The sequence below is a fragment of the Fulvivirga lutimaris genome (assembly GCF_009711525.1).
GTDB lineage: Bacteria > Bacteroidota > Bacteroidia > Cytophagales > Cyclobacteriaceae > Fulvivirga > Fulvivirga lutimaris.
On sequence record NZ_SMLV01000105.1, the window covers coordinates 1 to 1,834 of the forward strand.

Below are 1,834 nucleotides of genomic sequence, written 5' to 3' on the forward strand. Positions count from 1 at the left end.
GTTAAAAACATTTCGAAACGGTATAACGAGCACATTGCTTTAGATAATGTGAGCTTGAGCATACCAGAAAAATCAATCTACGGGCTGCTGGGCCCAAATGGCGCTGGCAAAACTACCCTTATCAGAATTATCAATCAGATTATTAATGCGGATGAAGGTGAGGTGCTTATCAATAATGAATTATTGAATCAAGACCACATCTCTATTATTGGCTACTTACCTGAAGAACGTGGGTTGTACAAAAAAATGAAGGTTGGCGAACAGCTCGTTTATCTTGGACAATTAAGAAATCTATCCAAAAAAGAAGCCATAGTTAGAAGTAAAGCCTGGTGTAAGAAACTTGACATTATGGAATGGTGGGATAAGAAAATTGAGGACCTATCTAAAGGTATGGCCCAGAAAATTCAATTTATATCTACCGTACTTAACGAGCCGAAACTTATCATTTTAGATGAGCCTTTCTCTGGCTTTGACCCAATTAATGCGAACCTCATAAAAGACGAAATATTAGAATTAAGAGATAAAGGAAGCACTGTGATTTTTTCAACTCATAGAATGGAGTCAGTTGAAGAGATGTGTGATTACATTGCTCTTATTAACAAATCGAAACTGATCCTTTCTGGGAATAAAAATGAAATAAAAAATTCATTCAGAAACCACACCTACTTGGTACAGCATAAAGGAGCCCTTAATGGCTCAATGCCTACCGATATTAATGTTTTGCAAAGTGAAAATCTAGATGAGCAAACATTTAATTCAGTTATCCAAACTAGTGACAAGTATACCTCAAATGATTTAATCAAAAGCTTGGTTGATCAGACTGAAGTACAGTCATTCAATGAGAAGATACCAAGCATCAATGAAATCTTTATATCTAAAGTAAAAGGAGAAGGTCATGAGTAAAATATTACTAATAATACAGCGAGAGTTTTTAAGCAGGGTAAAAAAGAAATCTTTCCTTATCGCTACTCTGCTAGTGCCTTTATTATTCCCAACCATCATCGGGGGAATGATCTACTTCACGGTTCTTGAAAAAGAAAATGCTGCAGCCAAAAAAATAATGGTTGTTTCAGAAAGTGAAAGTGTGAATGTCACTGACAATGAAGATTTTGAATTCACAAAATTAGAAGGTTCTCTGGATCAGGGCATCACAACATTCAAAGAAAGCGAACATTATGGCCTGCTTTATATACCTAATATTGATATTGAATCTCCTGAAGGTATAACGCTTTATACTCAAAGTACACCAGGTCCAACCATTGTTAACAAGTTAGAAAATAAGCTAGAAAGCGTAGTAAAGGATTTGAAACTGGTTAAATACCAGATTGACCAGGAAACCCTTTCAAAACTAAATACTAGTATTTCGCTAGACACAAGAATAACCTCAGAAGATGAGGATGAGAAACAAAGCAATTCCGGAATAGCTTCTGGCATTGGGTATGTCACAGGCTTCTTGATCTACATGTTCCTCTTTATATATGGAGGTCAGGTGATGCAAGGTGTTATTGAGGAGAAAAACAGCAAAATTGTTGAGGTAATAGTATCTACTGTTAAGCCATTCCATTTTATGCTGGGTAAGGTTATCGGTGTTGCTTCTGTAGGACTGGTTCAGATTATAATTTGGGTTGTGCTTATGGGTGGAATTTACACTGGTGCAGCCAGCTACTTAGGTATATCAAATACTCAAAGCCAAATTGAGCAGGTATCTGGCACATCATCTGAAGAACAGGTTAATGCACAATTAGAAAGCAACCTAAAAATTGCAAAGGCCTTTGAAGAGATCTCTAATATTCCAATTGTAAGTATTGTAATCACTTTTATTTTCTATTTCATT

2 protein-coding genes are annotated in these 1,834 nt (G+C 35.9%); both read left to right on the forward strand.

Features of this window, described 5'->3' with window-relative positions; all coding sequences use genetic code 11:
* A partial coding sequence (locus E1140_RS00460; protein WP_155177990.1) for an ABC transporter ATP-binding protein occupies positions 1–903 on the forward strand: 903 nt, incomplete at its 5' end.
* A partial coding sequence (locus E1140_RS00465) for an ABC transporter permease (protein WP_155177991.1) occupies positions 896–1,834 on the forward strand: 939 nt, incomplete at its 3' end. The genes E1140_RS00460 and E1140_RS00465, both read left to right, overlap by 8 nt.